Origin of the sequence: Halobellus clavatus (assembly GCF_900107195.1) — an archaeon.
GTDB lineage: Archaea > Halobacteriota > Halobacteria > Halobacteriales > Haloferacaceae > Haloquadratum > Haloquadratum clavatum.
This window is the reverse complement of the sequence record NZ_FNPB01000010.1, coordinates 1-21,331: the sequence shown is the minus strand read 5'-3', so window position 1 is coordinate 21,331 and position 21,331 is coordinate 1. Positions and strand designations below refer to the sequence as shown.

24 protein-coding genes are annotated in these 21,331 nt (G+C 63.2%); 7 read left to right on the top strand and 17 right to left on the bottom strand.

What is annotated here, in order from left to right:
* Positions 1–91 precede the first annotated feature (91 nt).
* Both BLU74_RS13555 and BLU74_RS13550 read right to left on the bottom strand, forming a co-directional pair.
* Positions 92–745: a helix-turn-helix domain-containing protein gene (locus BLU74_RS13555; RefSeq protein ID WP_139175779.1), complete on the bottom strand. Its 654-nt coding sequence runs from the start codon at positions 743–745 to the stop codon at positions 92–94.
* 380 nt (positions 746–1,125) lie between these two features.
* The gene (locus tag BLU74_RS13550; RefSeq protein WP_245705807.1) at positions 1,126–1,449 is read right to left on the bottom strand and encodes a hypothetical protein; all 324 of its coding nucleotides are present in this window, start codon (positions 1,447–1,449) and stop codon (positions 1,126–1,128) included.
* Between the two features lie 235 nt (positions 1,450–1,684).
* Here BLU74_RS13550 and BLU74_RS13545 point away from each other — a divergent pair, with 235 nt between their 5' ends.
* Both BLU74_RS13545 and BLU74_RS13540 read left to right on the top strand, forming a co-directional pair.
* Positions 1,685–2,134, top strand: coding sequence for a DUF5518 domain-containing protein (locus BLU74_RS13545; RefSeq protein WP_089768239.1), 450 nt, complete (start codon positions 1,685–1,687; stop codon positions 2,132–2,134).
* A 390-nt stretch (positions 2,135–2,524) separates the two neighbouring features.
* Entirely contained in the window at positions 2,525–3,076 is a 552-nt protein-coding gene (locus tag BLU74_RS13540) for a hypothetical protein (protein ID WP_089768236.1), read from the top strand.
* A gap of 55 nt (positions 3,077–3,131) precedes the next feature.
* Here BLU74_RS13540 and BLU74_RS13535 read toward each other — a convergent pair whose 3' ends face one another.
* Positions 3,132–3,638 carry a GbsR/MarR family transcriptional regulator gene (locus BLU74_RS13535; protein WP_089768234.1) on the bottom strand — a complete coding sequence of 169 codons (507 nt, stop codon included), beginning with the start codon at positions 3,636–3,638 and terminating at the stop codon, positions 3,132–3,134.
* A gap of 136 nt (positions 3,639–3,774) precedes the next feature.
* Between BLU74_RS13535 and BLU74_RS13530 the strand changes: the two genes are divergently transcribed.
* Entirely contained in the window at positions 3,775–4,149 is a 375-nt protein-coding gene (locus tag BLU74_RS13530; RefSeq protein WP_089768231.1) for an ArsR/SmtB family transcription factor, read from the top strand.
* Positions 4,150–4,328: 179 nt separating this feature from the next.
* On the opposite strand, the gene BLU74_RS13525 is transcribed toward BLU74_RS13530, so the two are convergent.
* From BLU74_RS13525 to BLU74_RS13515, 3 genes are all read right to left on the bottom strand, one after another.
* Positions 4,329–5,879: a methyl-accepting chemotaxis protein gene (locus BLU74_RS13525; RefSeq protein WP_089768229.1), complete on the bottom strand. Its 1,551-nt coding sequence runs from the start codon at positions 5,877–5,879 to the stop codon at positions 4,329–4,331.
* A 3-nt stretch (positions 5,880–5,882) separates the two neighbouring features.
* Positions 5,883–6,206, bottom strand: a complete 324-nt coding sequence (locus BLU74_RS13520; RefSeq protein ID WP_089768227.1) for a hypothetical protein — start codon at positions 6,204–6,206, stop codon at positions 5,883–5,885.
* Between the two features lie 307 nt (positions 6,207–6,513).
* Complete coding sequence (locus tag BLU74_RS13515) at positions 6,514–6,921, bottom strand: hypothetical protein (RefSeq protein WP_089768224.1); 408 nt, start codon at positions 6,919–6,921, stop codon at positions 6,514–6,516.
* A gap of 276 nt (positions 6,922–7,197) precedes the next feature.
* Between BLU74_RS13515 and BLU74_RS13510 the strand changes: the two genes are divergently transcribed.
* Positions 7,198–7,461, top strand: a complete 264-nt coding sequence (locus BLU74_RS13510) for a MarR family winged helix-turn-helix transcriptional regulator (protein ID WP_245705806.1) — start codon at positions 7,198–7,200, stop codon at positions 7,459–7,461.
* A gap of 173 nt (positions 7,462–7,634) precedes the next feature.
* On the opposite strand, the gene BLU74_RS13505 is transcribed toward BLU74_RS13510, so the two are convergent.
* A complete protein-coding gene (locus BLU74_RS13505) occupies positions 7,635–8,132 on the bottom strand; it encodes a peroxiredoxin family protein (protein WP_089768219.1) in 498 nt (165 codons plus the stop codon).
* Positions 8,133–8,173: 41 nt separating this feature from the next.
* Positions 8,174–8,920 (bottom strand): DUF547 domain-containing protein, encoded by a 747-nt coding sequence (locus BLU74_RS13500; protein WP_089768429.1) that lies wholly within the window; start codon positions 8,918–8,920, stop codon positions 8,174–8,176.
* A gap of 133 nt (positions 8,921–9,053) precedes the next feature.
* On the opposite strand from BLU74_RS13500, the gene BLU74_RS13495 reads away from it, so the two are divergent.
* Together BLU74_RS13495 and BLU74_RS13490 are read left to right on the top strand one after the other, a co-directional pair.
* Positions 9,054–10,541 (top strand): radical SAM protein, encoded by a 1,488-nt coding sequence (locus BLU74_RS13495; RefSeq protein ID WP_245705805.1) that lies wholly within the window; start codon positions 9,054–9,056, stop codon positions 10,539–10,541.
* On the top strand, positions 10,541–11,245 hold the full coding sequence (locus BLU74_RS13490) for a methyltransferase domain-containing protein (RefSeq protein WP_089768217.1): 705 nt from the start codon (positions 10,541–10,543) through the stop codon (positions 11,243–11,245). The genes BLU74_RS13495 and BLU74_RS13490 overlap by 1 nt, the downstream gene beginning before the upstream one ends.
* Positions 11,246–11,458: 213 nt before the next feature.
* Here BLU74_RS13490 and BLU74_RS13485 read toward each other — a convergent pair whose 3' ends face one another.
* The 8 genes from BLU74_RS13485 to BLU74_RS13450 form a co-directional block, all read right to left on the bottom strand.
* A complete protein-coding gene (locus BLU74_RS13485) occupies positions 11,459–12,997 on the bottom strand; it encodes an ATP-binding protein (RefSeq protein ID WP_175454656.1) in 1,539 nt (512 codons plus the stop codon).
* Positions 12,998–13,266: 269 nt separating this feature from the next.
* Positions 13,267–14,112: a hypothetical protein gene (locus BLU74_RS13480; protein WP_089768212.1), complete on the bottom strand. Its 846-nt coding sequence runs from the start codon at positions 14,110–14,112 to the stop codon at positions 13,267–13,269.
* Positions 14,113–14,928: 816 nt separating this feature from the next.
* Positions 14,929–15,603, bottom strand: a complete 675-nt coding sequence (locus BLU74_RS13475) for an ABC transporter permease (protein WP_089768209.1) — start codon at positions 15,601–15,603, stop codon at positions 14,929–14,931.
* Position 15,604: 1 nt separating this feature from the next.
* The gene (locus BLU74_RS13470; RefSeq protein ID WP_089768207.1) at positions 15,605–16,588 is read right to left on the bottom strand and encodes an ABC transporter ATP-binding protein; all 984 of its coding nucleotides are present in this window, start codon (positions 16,586–16,588) and stop codon (positions 15,605–15,607) included.
* Entirely contained in the window at positions 16,588–17,304 is a 717-nt protein-coding gene (locus tag BLU74_RS13465) for an ABC transporter permease (protein WP_089768205.1), read from the bottom strand. The genes BLU74_RS13470 and BLU74_RS13465 overlap by 1 nt, the downstream gene beginning before the upstream one ends.
* Before the next feature lie 3 nt (positions 17,305–17,307).
* A complete protein-coding gene (locus BLU74_RS13460; protein WP_089768202.1) occupies positions 17,308–18,261 on the bottom strand; it encodes a glycine betaine ABC transporter substrate-binding protein in 954 nt (317 codons plus the stop codon).
* 138 nt (positions 18,262–18,399) lie between these two features.
* A complete protein-coding gene (locus BLU74_RS13455; RefSeq protein WP_089768200.1) occupies positions 18,400–18,765 on the bottom strand; it encodes a Rieske (2Fe-2S) protein in 366 nt (121 codons plus the stop codon).
* A 19-nt stretch (positions 18,766–18,784) separates the two neighbouring features.
* Entirely contained in the window at positions 18,785–19,858 is a 1,074-nt protein-coding gene (locus BLU74_RS13450) for an amidohydrolase family protein (protein ID WP_089768197.1), read from the bottom strand.
* A gap of 162 nt (positions 19,859–20,020) precedes the next feature.
* Here BLU74_RS13450 and BLU74_RS13445 point away from each other — a divergent pair, with 162 nt between their 5' ends.
* A complete protein-coding gene (locus tag BLU74_RS13445; protein WP_089768194.1) occupies positions 20,021–20,335 on the top strand; it encodes a hypothetical protein in 315 nt (104 codons plus the stop codon).
* A 69-nt stretch (positions 20,336–20,404) separates the two neighbouring features.
* Here the strand turns inward: BLU74_RS13445 and BLU74_RS13440 are convergent.
* Positions 20,405–21,331, bottom strand: a 927-nt coding sequence (locus BLU74_RS13440; protein ID WP_139175777.1) for an iron-containing alcohol dehydrogenase, incomplete at its 5' end; no start/stop codon positions are given.

The following is a 21,331-nucleotide window of genomic DNA, read 5'->3' as shown; positions in this document are numbered from 1 at the left end:
GTTCGCGTCCCGGTCCGAACGCGTCGGCGGCGCCGGCTCGGCGACCGCTCGGCCGACTGGGGTGATCACCTGACGGGTAACTTGAGTCGCGTCACGAGGAGAGATCCTTCATCGAGGACTCGATCAGGTTCTTCATCCCGCGATAGATCCGTCCGCTGGCTGCCGTGGTGGAGATATCCAGGGCGTCTGCGATCTCTTCGAGCGTCGTGCCGCGGGGCTTCTCGAAGTAGCCGTTGTCGTAGGCGTATAGCAGTGCAGTTCGCTGTTTGTCCGTGATGGTGGTGTCGTCCTGCCCGTTGCTCTCAGAGATCTGGTAAACCTTGTGAATATCGAAGTCGAACGACTGATCGTTCGCGTACTCCCAGACGGACTGCAAGGACTCTCTGTCGGGCAGTTGCCACCGTTCGATCCACCCGCCCTCGTACTGGTACGCATCGAGCGCGAAGCCGTTCTGCTCGGTCACGACCGACCCGAGAAGTAGCGTCTCGGGCGTGAACCTGATGCTGTAGACGGGCCAGTCCTCGTAACTCGACACGCGCTGTGCCTCTTCGACGGTGTGATCCGCGGAGAGTTCACGTTCGAGGGCCTCGGTCTGCTCGGTTTCGACGACGAAGAAGGAGTTGTCACTCACCGGATCCGTGCTCACTTCCTGTAGCACACGGATGTTCGTGTCCGGGAATGACGAGATGACGTTTGCCAACGCCATATCTGGGTGTGAGAAATACACCTTCGCGATGATCGGCATACGTTCGATAGTGTCGTCCACTTCCAACTCACCAAATATATGGATTTGGGTCGTGTCGTAATCCGGTCAGACGCGCGGGCACCCCTTCGTTCACCTGTTCTCTGACGATCCGTCTCACGCGCAGGACCGGGTGCCACTGTCGCTGACGGCTGTCCGCCGTCCCCGCGAGTGGTCATCTCTGACGGCGCTGGGCGTCCACTCCGCAGAGGGTGACCGAGGGGCTCGCGGGGGCTGCGTCACCCCCCGGGCGACGGAGAACTCATCACCGTGACGAGACGATGTCGCGAGGGCCGCGAGACCGTCGGCTCAGAGGGCCTGCGCCGCGTGGAGAGATCGAACGGTCTCAGGCATACTTCCCACTGACCGGAGTGATGGGTCCGCTATGCCGTCCGATACGAGGTACCGAGGCTCGCCACCCAGCCACCGACGCGACCGCAACCGAGCCCGAATATCGGAGCGACGCAGAGCACCACCCCGCCCGCGACGACGAAGAAGGCGGTCCGCGCGGGCGACCAGGTCGCCGCTATCCCGCTGGTGCCGAGAAAGACCCCTATTGCGACGATGCCACCCAGGAATCCGGTCCGCAGGCCGACGGCACCCGGGTCTATCGAGCGGCGCGCGGCGATGGCGCCGGCGACGAACGCGCCGAAGATCATCACGCTACCGACGACGGTCGCTTCAGCGTTCGGCAGCCCGTTCAGCACAGCCGTCACGGGGGAGGGAGGCGATCGCGCCGAGCAGCGCGGCCCGCCAGTGGGGTGAAACGTGAGTCATATGGAGGGTTGATCGCACACTCGCCGCCGGAGTTATGTACATCCAGTCAGCCGCTGTTCGTCGAGAAACACGGAGAGAGACCCCTCGACACCGAGTGAACGGTCAAATACATATTGTATTCATCAGGTGCATTATCCGCTTCGCTACCGAAGCGGGAATCATCCGATGTTCGACAACGGTCTCCCCTCCCTCCGTGACGCCGACCAGTGGCGGTACGCGCTCGTCGGCGGACTCGCTTCGCTCCCGTTCACCACTCTCAGTTACTGGCAGACGGGGTCCGAACTCTCGTTAAACGCACTGGTGTTTGGTGGAATTCTCGCCGGATACCTCACCGTGCGGGCGGACTGCACCCCGACCGGCGTCGGAGCCAAGGTCGGCGTGATCGGCGGCCTCCCGGTGCTGTGGGTCGTCTTCGACATCGTCGCGGCGACTGCGGGGTTGGCCGGACCGGCGTGGTTCCTGACGAGCGCGACGCTACTCACTGGTGGATTCGTCATCGCCGTCGGCGCGCTGGGATTCGGCCTCGCGGCGCTCGTCGGCGAACTCGGTAGTCGAATCGGTGCGTGGCTCGCCAGCAACCGCCCCGGCGACTCGCGTGGGGGTGCCGAGTGCTGAGGGCTGACCATCCCGGCACGTGTGTGTTCAGGTGTCCGGTACAGACGCGATATAACGAGAAATATATCTATTCACTGGTTCGATACGATACGCAAATTTCCTCTCAGATATCGGCTATCTGGTGTCTTTGATCGGGAATTATTAGATCATCTAGGGGCTGACAGTAAGTATCGAACATATGAACTATCACGGGTAATCCCGGAATAGTGAGAGAACGTGACTTCGATTAAGACGGACCGTGGGTTCCCGAGAGGGCACAGGGAGCATCTAGTAGCGTTTGCAACTGATTGCGCAGCCGATCGCATGCCGTTGTGCGATCGTGCGAGTGAAGACTTGCACACGCTACTATACCTGCCGGATTTATGTCGGGCCGCCTGAAATTCTGGTGTAATGGCCTCGTACGAAGCGTTTGACCCGGACGTCGAAATCAACGGGCAAACGGTCCTGACAATCGTGAAAGAAGGGATGGGGAAGTTCTCCGCGTCGTATCAGGAGCGCGCGTTGCGTGCCCTCGCTGAGGAGGGGATCACGGACCCAGCACCCGACGAGTGGTATCCCCAACAGGCGTGGTTGAATGCGTTCGAGGCGATCGCCGACGAGTTGCAGCCACACGTCTTGGATCGGCTCGGCGAACAGATTCCCGAGGTCGCCGAGTGGCCGAACGACTTCGATACGGTTCCAGCCGGGCTGCAGTCGATCGACGAGGCGTATCAGCGGAACCATCGAGGCGGAGCGATCGGGTGGTATCGCTTCGAGCAGACGGACGACCAGGCCGGCACGATGACGTGCCACAATCCGTATCCCTGTCCGTTCGATCGTGGGCTCATCAGAGGGGTGGCAAAACAGTACGCGTCGATGGACTCGTTCGTGTTCATCGAGGAGACCGGATCCGGCTGCCGGCGGAACGGGGACGACCGCTGTACGTACACCGTCTACTGGTGACCGACGGCGCGGGCGAGCGCCGACGGGACGGCCCGACCCCCACCGTCGAGGTCGGTCACCGCTCGTACGCTTCGAGTGCCGCTCGAAGTTCCGCGGCGGAGAGATCCGTGGCCAGTCGGGTGATCTCTTCGAGGTCTTCGTACGTCGCACGGAGCTCCCTGATTCGCTCCCCTTCGTGCGACTCCGGTTCCGACAGTTGCGCTTCGGCTCGTTTGATGGTCCGCAGCGTCGTCTGAATTTCGCGCTGGATGTACTGCTGAAAGACGTCCTGTAGAATGAACCAGATCTCCTGTTCGGCGCTGAAGCGGACGCGCCGGCCACCGCCCTCCGAAGAGCGACGGTGGATCAGTCCGATCCGTGTGAGCGTCCGCGTCACGTTGCTCACTGTCGATTTCGCGTACCCGGTCTCTTCGACGAGTTCAGGGATCGAGAGCGGATCGGTGGCGAAATAAAGAACCCCGTAGATCCGTCCAGCGCTCCGACTCAATCCGTACACCTCGGCCGATTGTTCCAGCGATTCGATGACGCGTTCACGTGCGAGCGGACGGTTCCCTTCACTCATATGAGGCCCCTTGGTTCCCGACGTGATGAGTTCTCTCTTGGGTCATATCTCTGGTAAGGGCTCCGTAAGTATTAAATCGTTTGATTCGTTTGTTCGGACTGGACCGAACAAACAGAACGATAGAGCCCTGCAACCAATGTCCAGCGCATTCCCCCACGAACCGACAGTCGAACACGCCCCGCAGAAACAGACCGACGTCGTCCTCGACGGAGAGACACACTCCGATCTGCTACAGGTGCTCTCATCGGACACTGCCCAGGAGATCCTGAACACGCTCGAGGACGAACCGGGGACGGCTTCGGACGTCGCCACCGCGATCGGGCAGTCGATTCAGAACGTCACGTACCACCTAGATCGGCTCCACGAGGTCGATCTCGTCGCGCCAGTCGGGACGTGGTACTCAGAAAAAGGCAAAGAGATGACCGTCTACGCAGTTACGACGGAGGAACTGGTCGTGCGGTTCAGCGACTCTCCCGACCAGGCCACGAGCGACACGCCGAATCGTCACTGAGGCCCGCCTCGCGAAGAGTGGCTCCAGCAGTCGGCCGATCTCGCGTCCTAACCGACGGCACGATCAAGGAAACACCGCTGTCCGGATACGACACTCTTGCTCCTCCACGATGCGGAGACACGGAAGCACACCCAAACGCCGCACCCGGTGCCTCACCCAGTGGCTGAACGGCCGACGGGTCAGGACGAATTGGCGTTGTCGAAGGTCCAATCTCCACCGTCGGCCGCGGCACGCGTGCTGTCGGCGCTCCCCGCATCGACCGTCAGCGAGTCGTCCTCGTCGGCACCGGCTTCGATCTCGAACGTCGCAAGTTCGTCTTCGAGGGTCGAGGCTCGATCGGCGAGGACGTCGACGCCGGTCGAGACCTCGCTGAGGGATGCCGCCTGCTCCTCGGCGGCAGCAGAGACATTTTCGGTCTTCTCGACGGTCTGTTGGCTGTCCTCGACGACCTCGTCGACCATCGCGACGACTTCCTGTGCCGAGGCGGCCTGTTCGTCAGTCGCCCGACTGACCTCCTGGATGCTGTCGTTGATCGATTCGACGTACTCGGTGATGTCGCCGAGCGCCTCGACGGTCTCTTCGATCGTGTCCGCGCCCCCGGTCACCTCCGAGCGCATCTCCTGAATTTCGTCGACCGCATCCGAAGTCGATGCTTCGACGTCCCCGATCCGCTCTTCGATCTTCCGAGTTGCCTCGCCGACCTCCATCGCGAGATCTTTGATCTCGTCGGCGACGACGGCGAAGCCCTCGCCGGCCTCGCCCGCACGAGCGGCCTCGATCGACGCGTTCAGCGCCAGGAGGTTCGTCTGTTCGGCGATGTCGTCGATCAGGTCCACGATGTCGCCGATGGCGGTCATCTGCGATTCAAGCGACTCGATCTCTTCGACGGTCCGCTCGCTCGTCGCTTCGATCTCAGTCATCGCTTCGATCGCTTCGGTCGCATTTTCGCGGCCGTTCTCGCCGCGTCTCGTCGCCTCTTCGGCCGTCGTCGCGACCTCGTCGGCCGAGGACGCGACCTCTTCGACGGTCGCCGAGAGGTCGTTCATCTCGTTGGAAACCGTCTCGAGGCTCTCGGTCTGTCTGGAATTGTTCGTGGCGATGTCCTGCACGGATTCGCTGACCAGTTGACTGGCCGATTCGACCTCGCGGGCGCTGTTACCGACGTTCCCGGCCTCGTCGACGACCTCAGTGGAGAACTCCCGGATCCCTGCCATCGTCGACTCGAAGTCCGCCATCATCGCGTTGAACGATTCGGCGATCTCGGTCATCGCTTCGCTCTGGCTCTCCCGATCCATCCGCTGGGTCAGATCGCCGTCCGCAGCCGCCGACATCGTCCTGCCGAACGCGGTCGCCTTCGATTCGAGCGCCCGGTTCAGGTCCTGTGCGTCCTCTTTCGCTCCCTGCGCCTTCTGCCGCTCGCGCTCGACGCGCTGTCGCTCCGTCTTCAGCTCGACGACCGACGACAGCGACCCGGTCGAGGTGATCGCGAACACGCCAATCGTGATCGACAACAGGAGCAGACTCAGCAGGTCCCAGAAGGACCCGCTGATGCCGAGCCACTCCAGCGCGACGACGCCGGTCCACATCGCCCCCAGGAGACTCCCGAAGGCGACGTTCGACCAGAACCCGGCCTCCAGCTCGAAGTCACGGTAATTGCGAATCGAAATCACCACGGCGGCTCCGAAGGCGGCGACCGCCACGACGTCTATGAGGGCAACGATCGAAACCATCGGTTATCCCTCCGCGACCTCCGTCGCCTCTGGGGTCTCACTCCCCGCGCTTCCCGCACCGAGGAGCGACTCCCGACGCTCGTAGGCTGCGTAGGCGAACGCCAGCCCCGATCCGAGCAACCCGACGCCGTGTTCGACGAAGTTCAGCAGGTCACCGAGGAAAAGCGCCTCCGCGTTCGTCGCGATGGCGCCGATGACCAGACAGCAGTATCCGACGGTGAACCACTTGGCCTCGTCACTGTATCTGAGGGCCACCGGGATTACCCCGACGAGTGCGACGGTCAACAGTACTAGTTCTCCGGGTTCGAGTGCCCCCAGTGTTACCATACCCGCTAGTTAGAAGAGACCGTGATAAACATTACCCCTGATACTCAAATTTGATATTCGAAGACCGATAACCGATAGTCAGGCCCATACGTATCGAAGTTTCGACACAAAAAGTGGCGGGAAATGGAAACGGTTGGCAAGCGGGCAGTGGATATCGTACGCCTGGCTCAGGGCGTTGTCTTCAATGGGCTCCTCGTGACCAATTCGGGCGACTCGACGACAGTCAACAGTGAATACCCGAGCGGCGACGACGTGGCCCGTTGGCGTGTCACGACGGAGCACTGGAGCGTGAGCGATTGTGACCGCGTTACTGGGAGGCCAACCAGTCTTTCGCTTCCTCCGCAGTCGGGAACACACGGAATTCGTACTCCGGATGGATCGCGCTCAGTTCCTCTTCTACCTGTTCCATCTCCATACTGGCGAGCGTCGATTCACCGTAGACACCAGCACCGCGGCGAATTCCGATATCGACGAGCGCAGGCACCCAGGTCTCCGCAAGCCACTGCTTGTCAGCGTCATCGTGCGCGTCAATTTCCCGCGTGTCGACGATGTACCTTTCGACACCACGATCCGCCATAATCTCTTCCCACCGACGGGCGTTCTCCCGGAATTCGTCTCCGGCGACGAACCCCTCCCACTTGAAGATCGGAATCTCGAGTTCCGGGTCCCATTTTGCGGTGTATGCGTCAGCTTCTTCGAGTACAGTCTCTGCCATACATTGTCGAAATACGAACAGACCCTCAAAATACTACTTATCCATTATCACAACTGAAATATGGGTCTATGCGACGGGGATGATCGTCCGTCACTGACCGCGCATCCCGAGAGTCGCACGACGGCCTCACGGTGACCGAACCTGTCGCCGTCTCACCCACCGCCGCAGAACACTCACCCTGTCGGGCGTAGAGCGCTGGCGGGGAGTCCGACGGTTGTGTGATCGAATCGCACGGGCAATAGTGTATTAAGACGGTTCCGTCCGTGGGGAATGATAATGATCCAGGATCAAGGACCCCTCGCGGCTCAGGACGCCTCGAGCGTCCTCCGCGACCTGCCCCCGAGCGCGAAACTGGTCGTGAAGACGCTCGAATACGAGGGCGACAGCACACAGTCGGAACTCGCCGAACTGACGCTCCTCCCGCCGCGCACCGTTCGATACGCGCTCACCCAACTGGAAGAACACGACCTCGTCACGTCACAGATTTCCTTTGTCGACGCCAGACAACGCATCTACTCGCTCGATCTGTCTGACACCTGAGCCGCTCGGTCGGTGCTCATCGTCCGCCGAATCCGCCGCCGACCAGACGGAAGTCGACGACGGTGCGAAGCGCCACGACGAGGAACCTGCGGGCCCCTTCGCTAGCACCGGCCCAGAGATGTTTTCCCCCGATGACGCCGAAGTGGCCGGGCGGCGTCGAGGCCGCGGGGCCATCACTCGGCGGTCCGGAGCGCTTCGAGTTCCGCGAGCAGGTCGTCGATCTCGGGCCTGTCGAACGTCGAGGATCCCTTGTGAACGTACGCGATCTCGGGGTCGGCCCCGCGTCTGTCGACGATGACGACCGCCGGCATCCGACCGAAGAAGTCGGAAACTTTCCCCAGAATCCCGAACCGGACGGGCTGGTCGTACGCGTCCCCCGCTTCCGCTTGCGGATCGGCCAACAGCGGGTACGGGAGATCGTACGTCTCCTGCCAGGACTCGACGCGATCGACGGGTTCCGGAACGATCGAGACGATCTCGGCGTCGCGCTCTCTGAACTCGTCGATCCGCGCAGCGAGGGCTTGGACTTGCTTCCGACAGTTGGTACAGTAGTGATCCCGCTGAAAGAAGAGGACGACGAAGGAGACGTCGTCGGAGAGCCCAGCGAGCGAGAACGGGTCCGGACCGACGGAGACGTTCGGGAGCGTGAAGTCTCGCACGTGCGTGGCCATACAGCAATAGTAACATCCGACGGTGAAAACCGTGCAGGTGGCTACTCGGCGTACGCGCCGGCCGCTTTCGACCAGTCCCACGACTGATAGCGGATCTTCGGTCGAGCGCCGTCCGGAAGCGCCCCGTACGAGCGGAGGAACGACCGGATTCCCGACCGTCCACCGAAGTCGCCGCGGAACCACAGGAACACGCGAGGGACGGAGACGACACCCGAGTCCGGATCGTACGTCACCTCCGAATCGAGGTAGTGGCGAGTCGCCCGGTCGAGTTGTTCGTCGACTCGATCCGGCTCGTATTCGCGGATGGCCGGGCAACTCTCCGCGCCACAGTTCAGCGCGAAGTGGATCCGGGGGTCGCACTCGTCCAGCCGATACCGCCGCTCGACGGAAGTGACGTACAGTTTCGGGAGGTAGCCCAGGCCGTACTTCGATCGACCCCCGCGGAGAATCCCGTTCTCGATACGATCCAGCGGCAACGAGGACCCCCCGACGGTTAGGGCCGGCGCGTGGAAGAACCGAACGAACCGGAACGGACTCTCGTAGCGGTCGGGCCGTTCCGCCAGCAAGAGTTGCGTGCCGGCGTTGTAACAGTTGAGCCAGAACGCCAGCGCGGTCTGTCGGTCGGTCCTGACCCGGCCGAGTTCGTCCTCGGTGAGCGCCGCGAGCGCACTCCGATATCGGTCGGTCGCGTCGCCGCGCTTGCAGGCGACGAGCAGCCCCCGAGCGAGCGCCGTCGGCGACTCATCTGGTGGCGCAGATGGCTGCGAGCGCGCTTCTGTGCGGGGCATACGGCCTGTCCGGACCCACTCGAAATAAGGGTTGGGCGCTGTGGTACCGACGGGACCCGGCAGCGATACCCGGTATCGTCTGCCCGCTGCACACCCCCGGCACGATTATTATACCGCAACCCTCCTGACCAACGTGCAAGAGAGTGACACGCTTGCGACGACGACGAGTCTCTGCCCGGACTGTCTCGAGGCGGTCCCCGGCCAGTACGAGACGCGCGGCGACGGGGTCTTTCTCACCCGCGAGTGCCCCGAGCACGGGACGGCCACCCGACAGGTCTGGGGGTCACTGGATCACTGGGAGTGGGCCGCGGAGTTCGGGCCGAACCCGGAGTACGACGGTGACCTGACCGTCGATCCCGACCACGCGTGCCTGGCCGTCGTCGAGGTGACCGAGGATTGTAACCTCTCGTGCTCGTACTGCTTCGCCAGTTCCGGTCCCGGCGGCGCGCACCGGTCCGACGAGGACATCGACGCGCTCCTCGAGACGGTGGCCGCTGCCGGCGGTCGCCCGATTCAGTTCTCCGGTGGCGAACCCACCGTCAGAGACGACCTCCCCGAACTCGTCGAGCGCGCTCAGAGCAAAGGCATCGATCACGTCGAAGTGAACACCAACGGGATCCGGTTGGCGACAGCGGACGGCTACGCCGAACGACTCGCGGACGCCGGCGTGACGGCGATCTACCTGCAGTTCGACGGCCTGACGAGTGAGACGTACGAGCAGATTCGCGAGGTCGACCTCGTCGAGGAGAAGCACGCCGCCATCGACGCCTGTCGCGCCGCCGACCTACCGGTGGTGTTGGTCCCGACGGTCGTCCCCGGGGTCAACGACCACGAGATGGGCGACATCGTCAGATTCGCGCTGGAGAACCGCGACGTCGTTCGCTCTGTCAACTTCCAGCCGGTGGCGCACTTCGGCCGCTACGACCAGGACGAGGGCCGATTCGCCCTCGACGAGGCGACCCGACTGCTGGCCACACAGATCGAGACGCTCGATCCCCGGGACCTGTTACCTGCCCCCTGTTGTTCGGCGTACTGTCAGATCGGAACCGCGTTCGTTCCGCGCGAGACGGACCCGACAGGGACTGCCGACGCTGCCGAGGACTCGGCTACCTGTGGCTGTGCGGAGACGTCCGCCGACGTCGACGAGTTCGTGCCACTCACGCAGTACGTCGACGACCACCTCTGGGACGCCCTGTCGGGGATGGTCGACGAAGGCGATTATATGGAGTTACTCGCCGGCACCGCCGCGGGAGAGGAGTGGGCGTGCAAGACCGCCGGGTGCTGTGGCGTCGACGTGCCCGGCGGCGTCGAGGGACTGTTCGACGAGGTCGTTCCCGTGTCGTTTACCGGATTTATGGACGCGGACGCGGCCGACCTCGACCGACTGAGCAACTGTTGTCTCTCCGTTCCCACCACCGATGGGGAGCTAGTCCCCTTCTGCGGACACAATATGACGACCGAGGACGGGGTGTACGCGCTCCGGAATCGCAACGACTGGGGCGGAAAGGACGCCGTCGACGACTCGCTCACAGCGCGTGGCGACGCTGCGGCCTATCGGGGCGGGGAGACGGCTCCCGACGGCGGGTGTCCCACCGACGGGTGCGGCGACGGGTGTGACTGATGGACGGACTGCTCGACGCCGCGCTCGCGAACCCGTGGGGTACACTCGACACCGTCCTCGATGGCCCCCTGCATCCCGGCGGCATCGAGGCGACGGCGCAGTTGCTCGATCGAGCCCACGTCGATTCCGAGACACGCCTGCTGGACGTCGGCTGCGGTGCCGGTCACGCGCTAACGGTCGCACGCCAGCGCGGGGCTACCGCGGTCGGCGTCGACCCCGACCCCTCGCGGAGTGCTGACCGAACGATCGGGGGCGACGCCACGGCGCTCCCCGTCGCGGATGAGTCGGTGGACGTCCTCCTCGCGGAGTGTGTCCTCTGTCTCACTGAGCTGCCGGCGGCGCTCGAGGAGGCTCACCGCGTGCTGGACTCCGGCGGTCGCCTCGCCCTCTCGGACGTCGTGGTCGACGGCGAGGGGCCAGCGATCCCCGACCGGATGGCCGAGGCCCTCTGTCTGACCGGGACGCGGAGTCGCGACCGATTCCTGGCCCGACTCCGCGACGCCGGGTTCGACGTCGAGACAGTGGACGACCACCACGACGAACTCCTCGCACTGCGCGACCGGGTGACTGACCGCGTCGACTACGAGGGAATCCTCGGCCTGCTGGGCGAGCGGGGGCAGCGCGCGCTGGACGCCATCGAGGAACTCGAAGCCGCGGTCGAGGCCGGACAGGTGAGCTACGTCTCGATCGTCGCGAGCGTCTGACCGCACAGCGACGCCGGCCCGACTCCCCGTCCGTGCGAAAACCGCCGAGCTATTCGAGCCGTTCTTCGGGAATACTGAGAGATTCGGAGCGAACCTGACGACGGCGGCGACCGCGGCTGGGTGGCCTGCCGCACCGCCGGGTCACGACTCGCCGGTCGATACCGACGCCGACCGCCCTCACGACTCGCCGGTCGATACCGACACCAGGTGCCCTCACGTCTTCTGCGGCACGAGTCGTCCGGGGCTGGCCGCACTCACCACGCGATAGGAGAACCCCATCACCGCTCCCCAGAGTACGTGGGCGACGAACCCGTTGACTGAGAGGTTCGGGACGGGGGCCGGAATCCCGAGCACGCCGAGCCAGAGCGGCATCAGAACTCCTGCGGCGACGAACCAGAGTACCACACCCCAGAGGACACCCAGCGCTGCGGACCTGAGTGGTCCGGACGCGAACCGTCTGATTGCAGGCGTCGCAGTCCCGGCGGCGAAAAACAGCCCGAAGATGGCGCTGTGAAAGAGGTGGGTGATCCATCCCACCAGTGGACTCTCGATCCCGTACAGCGACCCGATGACCGGCAGCACCCCCGTCGCGGACTGAAAGTACGCCCCCATCGCGATGCCGCCGAGGACGCCGGCCACGATGGCTCCGATGACAGTCGAGATCCCGAGTCCGATCGTCTCCGGACGCAACTGCTCTCGTTCGGTACGCGGCAGCGCGACGGTGATCCGCGTGCGATCGGTCCCGTCGTCTCCCGACGCCACTCGGATGTCGCCGCCGAACTGCGTCACGAGCAAGCGGATGATCTGGAGACCGAACCCCGCCGAGGGGTCGTCGAACTCGGGGAACTCTCCCGACTCGAGCAACGTCCGCTGTCCCGGTGGGAGCCCCGGCCCGTCGTTGCCAACCGTGAGTTCCAGCGCGTTGGCCCGCTCGCGAACCGTGACGGTCGGCGACGCGCCGTGTGTAACGGCGTTCGTCAGCAACTCCCGAACGACGAGCGAGAGCCGATCGTCGCCGACGGTGGTCGTGTCCTCCGCGTCGATGACGATGTCGGGGTCGACGTCGTGTTCCTCCCGGAGCGCCGCCACTTCGGTCCTGATGATCTGTTCGAGGTCGCTTCGGTCCGAGCCCTCGGCATCTCGTGCGACGATGCCGACTTCGTCGACCGTCTCACGAATCCGATCGACGGCCCGCCTGATCGCCGCTGTCGACTCCGGGCGGTCGCCGTCGGTGTTCTGCAGCACGTCGGCGTGCCCGCCGATGATGGTGATCGAGTTGATGACTTCGTGTTGCAGCAGTCGGTTGACGAGCAACGCGCGGTTCGCCGACCGTCGGATCTCCCGCTGCTGCCGGAGGGATCGTCCCGACTGGATGCCGGTGAGGGTCCCGCCGACCGCGCCCCCGAGAAGCACGTTTGCGAAGAGGAGCGGCGCGTCCTGACCGACAGTGACGACCCCGGTTCGAAGCAGTTGATCGACAGCCGTGATCCCGAAGATGGCCGCCATCGTCGCGACGCCGAGGAGGTGCCAGCGTGCGACGGTGCGTACGTACGCCGGAGCGAATGGCCCGACGGCGAGGGCGACGCCGTAGAGACACAGGCCGAGTCCCACGACGAGCGGGAGCAGTCCCGCGATCAAAAACGGGAGAGCCGCGTCGATGCGAAGCGTCTCCGCGACGAACAACCGCGTGATGCCGAAGCCGGAAATCGCGACGAGCAGGGCCTCCGGTTCCAGCCGATTCCGAAAACTCATCTCGGCCTCAGGTTCCGGCGCGGACGCCACAACTGCCCGCGGTCGTTGCCCGATCGCTGCTGCGGACGACATCGACACGACGGTCGGTTCACAGTTGGGTCACGGTTGGCCATACGCCGTCTGGCGGATTTATATTTCGGAAACGCCCGGGCTGTTTCTCGGACGGTCAGTTCCCCCGGCCAAGATCCACACGCGTAGCTCTGTGGGACCCTCCTCGTGATTTCGCCCGAGATCGGTCGTCGCCACCGCGTTCCCCACAGGTCCCTCATTTACGATTCACTTGCGAGGTATCGGTGGACGGTCTCGGCGACCGCAGACTCGAACGCCCGCATCGACACCACGGGAGCACCGTCGTGGTACAACACGGGGTAGTGCTCTCGGGCGATGTCGGCGACGACCCGGTCACGCACGGTCTCGACCGACGGGGCCTCTCCGGCGTTCTGCAGGCGGTCGACCACAGCCGCGAGGCGAGCTTCCGTCGCGTACTGTTCGGCCAGCGACTCGGCCGACTGGGCATCGTGCGCCGATCCCGCCTCGGTCACTCTGGGACGCCACGCCTGCGCACGGGTCCCGGTCTTATCGCGGATGAGCACGCCGGCCGCGCGGCCGTCGCGCCAAGCCGACGAGGGAAACTCCTCGGCCTCCGTGTACCGGGCGATATCGGTGTGGGCGGCGGGCTGTTCCTTCACGATTGCGGGGGGCGTCGGGAGGCCAAGTCGGTCGAACGCACTCGTCGCCATATCCGGCGACAGATACTGCGCCCGCTCGTCGGTCCAGACGTCCGTGCCGAGAAACGCCGGAAGTTCCTGCCACGGGTACGCGATGCCGTCGTTCCACGTGGCGCGGCCGACGAACGTGATCGCGGCGGGGTCATCAGTCGCGGTTCGCATCGCCTCCCGGTCGATCGCGCCGCGGACCTGCAAGGCGGCCCGACGATACGGGGGAGGTACCGCTGTAGCGGTCACACCTGTCCCCTCCGGCGTGCCGAACTCGAGTCCGCCGCCAGCCGTCACCTGAAACCGGAGCCACCCACCCGTGGGAAGTTCCTGGATCCAGAGGTGTCCTGTCAGATCAGATGACAGCGTCAACTCCGGTGTCTCTGGGACCGCCTGCATACCACCAGCAGTGGTCGCCGGGGCGGTAAGGGTTCCGCCGCACGCCGGGTACTCACAAAGGGAACCCGATGATGCGCCGAGCGCAGCCGACCGTGTCACGGCGGGGAGCACGCTCCGACTCAGACCGTTCGATTCGGGCGACCCATCCGGATGTGACACCCTGAGGGGACCTCCGGACCACTCGGGACCACTCGGGGATCCGCGTCCCATTGCGGCTTGCGAACGACACCGCGGATACCCGCTATTAGTATCGAGTCGCAACCAACGAGGCGGCTCCGGGAGTCGTGGCGTGGAAACCGACGCGGGAAGCCACACCACTGTCGAATCTGAGAGCGCCGGCCGCGCGGCGGCCACAGACGACGCGCAGACGTCGTATCAACCGCCGCTATCGTCCGGCAGTCTTCCCCTGGCTGCGGCTGACGGCGAGTCGAACTAAACTACATAATTGTACTGTGAAACACGAGTATCTTTCCGGTTTATTTTGGGTCAAGCGGGAAATATTTTCTTCACTGACTTCGCATCGTGACGAGCGATCCGTGAACCCTTAGTGAGCGTTCATCCCGTACTCGTAAGGCGGCTAGTCAGTGATCGATGGCGGTAGTTCGACGCGCAGACCGTCAGCGACAAATCCCCTATACGAGTCCGTATGTACATTTATTACACATTCTAAATATATACTGCAGACTGATAGAAAATTTGCTCATCTCTAGACACTCTCGGGATCCCGAACAAACAATCTATCGAGCGTGAAGCGGAGGAAACCAGAGCGTCCAGCGAGTCAGCAGTTCGTGGCTCCGAAGGCGGGTCCGGCCGAACTTACGCTGCCACCTGTGCAGAGGCCGGGCCCGAGTTGCCCAGGCGGCTCTCGACCGCCGCCAACAACAGGTCGAGAGAGATAGCGAGTACCGCACCGGAGATCGCACCGGCGAACACCTGCGGCATATTGAATAGGTTGATGCCACTGATGACCCAGGCACCCAGGCCGCCGCCGCCGATGAAGAAGGCCAGATAGGCCGTCCCGACGTTGATCACGGTGCTCGTGCGGATTCCCGCGAAGATGATCGGCAGCGCCAGCGGAAAGCGGATCTTGGTCAGGCGCTCGTTCTGTGTCATCCCCATTCCTTTCGCCGCGTCGATCGTCCCCTCGTCCACGCTCTCTAGCCCCGTAATCGTGTTAACGAGGACCGGGAGCAGCGCATAAATGAACAGGGCGACGAACGATGGCAGAAACCCGAGGCCGAGAATCGGAAACATCAGCGCAATGATGGCCAGCGGTGGCACTGTCTGCGCCACGTTGCCAACCGAGAGGATCGGACTCTTCAGCTTCTCGTGCCGGGCAGCAATGACTCCCAGCGGCACAGCGATCGAGATGGCGATGATTTCCGACGCTACCACCAGGACCAGATGTTCCGCCAGTAGCTGCCAGAACTCCGGGAGATTGTCCAGCAGGTACCGGATTCCACTGAGTGAGGTAGAGATCACGCCAGCCATACTACGGCTCCCCCGCAGAATCGAAGTACGACCGGACGTGGTCCTCGGTGAGGAAGCCGACGACCTCACCACCGTCGACGACCGGAAGTGTGGTGTGCTCGATACTCAACAACCGCGTCAAGCCGACCTGCAGTGAGCTATCGGGTGAGATGCTGTAGTACTCTCCACCGTCGGCTGCGGGTGCCACCTCTGATTCGGCCGACTCGTAGGCTTGTGGGTCGTCCATTACTTCGCGGACGGGTGTGATCGAGAGCTGCTTGAACGTCTGATTCTCTCCGATGAAGTTCTCGACGAATTCGTTTTTCGGATTGGAGAGGATCTCCGCCGGCGTGTCGTACTGGACGACTTCGCCGACGTCGAAGATGGCGATCCGATCGCCCATCTTGAGCGCCTCGTCGATGCTGTGGGTGACGAACAGGATGGTCGTGTTGATCCGGTCTTGAATCTGGAGGAACTCGTCTTGCAGATTCTCCCGGGTGATGGGATCGAGTGCACCGAACGGTTCGTCCATCAGCAGGATATCCGGATCGGCGGCGAGGGCTCGGGCGACACCGATTCGTTGCCGCTGCCCACCCGAGAGTTCGCGCGGATACTGGTCTCGGTACTCCGGCGAGAGATCCATCAGTTCCAGCAGCTCGTCGACGCGGTCGTCGATCCTCGATTGGTCCCAGCCGACCAGTTCCGGAACCGTCGCGATGTTTTCACCGACGGTCAAATGATCGAACAGGCCGATCTCCTGGATAACGTACCCGATCCCCCGCCGGAGGTCGATCTTGTCGAGTTCCTGATTATCGGTTCCGTTGACGTACACCGTCCCTTCGGTGGGCTCTTCGAGCCTGTTCACCAGTTTCATACTGGTGGTCTTCCCGCAACCGGATGGGCCGACGAGTACGGTCGTGGTGCCCTCCTCGACAGTGAAGTTGATCCCGTCTATGGCTTCGGTCCCGTCCGCGTATACCTTCGTAACGTCTTCGAATTCGATCATTATCGTGCCTTCTGTATGAGCTGTGTGCTGGCCCGCTGTTCGACCTGTTCGCCGTTGCGGATCCGGAGCAGTTGTTCGACAGTGGCGATCCCGTAGTCGGCAACGAGTGCCAACAGCGAGACGATGATCGTCGCGACGACGATCATCACCGAATCACCTTGCCTGATGCCATTGAAGATGAACTCTCCGAGGCCGCCGGCGCCGATGTACGCTCCGACTGCGGCGACGCCGACCACGATGACCACGGCGTTGCGGACCCCAGCGAGGATAATCGGCAGCGCCATCGGAATCTGGATCCGCCTGAGGCGCTGTTGGCGGGTCATCCCGAGTCCCTTGCCGGCCTCCTTGGTCGCCTCCTCGACACCCGTCAGGCCGACGTACGTGTTCCTGATGACCGGCAGTTGTGAGTAGAGTATCAGTGTGAACACGACCGGATCGCTCCCGATCCCCAAGAACGGGACGAGCAGTCCGAACGCCGCCAGACTCGGAATCGTCATTGCGATACCGGCTAGCCACAGCACCGCCGTCGCTGCCCGGTCGTTGTACGTGATCAGCACCCCGAGGCTGACCCCGATCGGCACCGCGATCAGCACCGTCTCGGCCGTGATCAGGATGTGTTCGATCAGTCGGGCGAACAACTGATCGACGTTCTGGACCACGAACTCGAGGTACGGCGATATGAACAACGGCACCACGCCCAGGTGCGCTGCGCTCATCAGTTAGATGATCCCCTCGCTCTCTAAGAAGTCGACAGCCACGTCTTGGACGTCCTCTCCATCGAGAGCGATTCGAGCGTTCAGCTCGATTACCTTCTCTTCGCTGCTGAGTGCGGCCATCGGCGCGTTGAGCGCCTCTTCGACGGCGGACCCTGACGGCACGGCGTCCGGACTGGCGAGCGGCGCCGGGTTGTACGGGGCGAAGAAGTTCTGGTCGTCCTCCAGGACGACCAGGTCGTACTGCTGGATCTTTGGGTTCGTCGTGAAGACCATCCCGACGTCCGCTTCGCCCTCGCCGAGGACCTGATACGTGAGATTCGCCCCGATTTTTCTGATGTTCAGTTCCTCGGCCGCCCCGGTGAATCCGTACGAGTCGGTGACTCCCGGCCAGCCGTCTTCACGTTCGGCGAACTCTGGACCCAGCACGACGGTAATGTCGGTGTTTCCGCTGTTGAGATAGTCTGCGAGGTCACTGATCGTCTCGACGCCCGTCTCCTCCTGCCAGCCCGGACGGACAGCGAGGGCGTACGTGTTGTTGAAGTTGGCGCGCTGCAGGTACCGGAGGTCGTGTTCCTCCTGCATCTCCTGCTTCGCTTGCTGGTATACTTCCTCGGGATCGCTCGGAATCTCGTCGTGCTTCGGGGGAATCGTCGCGTACGCACCGGCCGTGTAGAGGTGATAAAACCCGATCTCCCCGTTGTTGAGCGCCTGGAAGCACTGCATCGACCCCCCGAGGGACAGTTCGTCTTCGATCTCTGCCTCGGTGTTCGCTTTGATCGACTCGAACCCGAGATATCCCATCAGTTCGGCTTCGGTCCACTGCATCGATGCGGCGGTCACAGTCGTGGTCGACCCCCCGCCGGTGAGCGTTCCTGTACACCCGGCCAGGGATCCAAGGACGGTCGCTCCGGACGCGGCAAGGCCTCGCTTGAGGACATCTCGGCGTGTGTTAGCCATACACTCGGAAATACTGATAACACTATTTAATTCTTTTTCTATATGGCTGATGATTGGGGGCTGAGCACCAGTCGTGTGCCGGACAGCGAATCGAGTTGCTGCGGAACCGCTGCCGCGAATCCGATACCCTTCGTTCCGCTACAGTGAGACGACGACTTCCTCGTCTTCGACTCGTACCGGATGTGCGGGAAGTTTCGCTCCCTCCTTCGAGAGGCACTCGCCCGTCGGTATGTCGTACTCCCAGCCGTGCCACGGACAGTTCAGCACCTCTCCTTCCTTACACCACTGGAGTTCGGTTTCCAGTTCCTCGCGATCGAACTCCGCGTCGCTAGTCCCCGTGACGCTGCCCTCACAAGCAGGCCCTCCTTGGTGGATACACCAGTTGGTGTAGGCTCGGAACTCGCCATCAGTCCGAAACAGGGCGATCTCTCGTCCCTCGACTTCGACCAGTTTTCTGTCGCCATCGTTCAGTTCACCGACCGTTGCGACGGTGTGTTCACTCATATAGTGTCTCCCCTGCTGATTAGATCGACAGCCCGAACGCTTCGGCCGGCGTCTCGTAGAGGATCTGCTGCCGTTCCGTTTCGGTGAAGTAGTGCTGTAAGTACTTATCTAGCTCTTCGAGGTGATCGAAGTCCCAGTGTGGGTAATCGGTCGCGAACATCAGCATATCCGCTCCGAGCGTCTCGATGATGCGTTTCATATCCTCGGACCGGTTGGGCTCACCGAGCGGCTGTGACCCGATGTAGAACTGATCGCGGATGTACTCCTCGGGGGACTGCTCGAGGAGCGGGACCTCGCTCCGACGCATCCGATAGATCTTGTTCATCCGATGCATCATATACGGCACCCACCCGATCCCCGCCTCCAGGAAGACGAAGTTGAGATCGGGGAACTTCGCCGGGACGCCTTCGCCGATAACGCTGGCCATCGTCGCCATCTGCTGCCACGGGTGGCCGAGCGACTGGACCTCAAAGTAGTTGTTGAACCCCTTGTTGTGCAACGGGAAGTCGAACATGAACTCTTCCCCGTTCCCGTGGAACACGATGGGCAGGTCGTGGTCTTCGGCGGCTCTGTAAATGGGATCGTTCGACGGATCGCCGAGGGGCGGGTACTCGCCGCTCGTCCCGAGATAGAGACCGACGATCTGGTCGTTGTCACCGATCCGTTCGATCTCCTCGGCGGCCTCTCTCGGCCGCTGTGTCGCCACGGCCGCCAACCCGAGAAAGTCGTAGTCGTCGAGGAACTTGTCGAGCAGGAGGTCGTTGTACGCCCGCATCAGACTCATCGCCAAGTCTGGCTGGGAGAACTTTCCGAGCGGTTCGAAGGTGTTGATGATCGGATACTCGATCTCGAAGTCCGCCTGGAACTCTCTGACGTCTTCGGGCCCAGTGAACGTCGAGAAGTAGTCGTCGATCTTGCCGCCCATCCGTTGATCCCAACTGCTTGAGGGGAACATCGGGTGCGGCGAGTCGGTGATGCTCGAACGGTACGGCTCCTCGAGGTACGTTGCGATCGTTTCTTCGGGGACAGTGATGTGAACGTCTGTGTCCACGACCGTGGTCTCCGCTAACGCGTGGGCGGCTCTCTGTGACATCCAGTTGCACGTTTCGACGAGGGATTATATAACGCTTTTTCTGCACTGGTGACGATTCGCCGCTGCGGCAGGCTGCTTCACTCTCGTCGGGTCCGCTTCGCTGGCGCGAGTGGGTCCCCCACCGTCGTAAAGACTACCTGACCGGATCCGTAATCGCGGCGTATGGGTTCCTCCGAGAGACCCGACTGGTGGCAAAAAAACGCCGAACTCCGGGACGAACTGGGGCTGCCGGAGTACGAGCCGTCGCGCCTTCTGGACGGGACGTACGTTCACGAAGTCCTCGCCGCGGTCGAGTCCGAGTACGGCGTGACGGTGGAACTGGTCAGCGAGGAGCCGAGTCATCCCAGCACGTGGGCGTTCGTGATCGACGGGGTCGAGTGTGCGAGTGCGATTCGCCGTCGTGACGACCGCGGGAACAACGTGTATCAGATTACCGCCGAGGAACTTCGGCAGCAGATCGACAGCGAGCTCGCCTGACCACGGGTGTGCACCGGGAGTCGGCAGCCGAACCGGGTGCCAAGACGGACACCCTGGTGCGAGAGCCGGTCAGTACGCGTCCTCTGCGACTTCGAGGAGGTCCTCGGCGTCAGCCGCACGCGGGTTGTCGTGGATCTCGATCGTGTCGAGTGATTTTTCGGCGATCGCGGGGAGGTCGCCCCGATCGACGCCGAGTTCTTCGAGGCTCGTCGGGAGATCGACCTCGTCGATGAGGGCCTCGACGGCCTCGACCGCCGCGTGCGCGGCCTCGACGTCGGAGCGTCCAGACACGTCGACGCCCATCGCCTCGGCCACCTCCGCGTGCCGAGCGGGGTATTCTTCGAGGTTGTACCGCATCACCGGCGGCGTGAACACGGCGATCGCCTCGCCGTGCGGAATCTCCGGATACATTCCCCCGGTCACCTCCGCCAGCGAGTGGATCGCTCCGAATCCGGCGAAGTTCTCACAGAAGCCCGCCATATGCGACCCGAACAGGAGCTGTTCGCGGGCCTCCATCGCGCCCGTTTCGTAGGCGTCTGGGAGGTGCTCCGGGACGAGCCCCATCACGTGCCGCGTGTAGGGCTTGACCAGTTCGGGCGCGCCCGCCGCGACGTGGTTTTCCAGGGCGTGTGAGAACGCGTCGAATCCCGTGGCGGCGGTCTGTCGCGGCGGGAGCGACGCCGTCAGTTCCGGATCGACGAGCGATACGTCGGCACCGAGATACGGGCCGTCCGGGTACAGGGGCGGTTGGCCGATCGCCATCTTGAACTCACGGTCCGGAGCGGTGATCACCGCCCAGTAGTCCACCTCGCTCCCGGTCCCGGCCGTCGTCGGAATCGTGATCAGCGGATGGGTGTGGTTCTCGATACTGCCGGCTGTCACGTCTTCAGGCGTGTTCACCTCGTACTCCGGAAGGGGCCCGTCGTTCGTCTTCAGCAGCGTCGCGCACTTCGCCGTGTCGATGACGCTGCCCCCGCCGACCGCGACGACGACGTC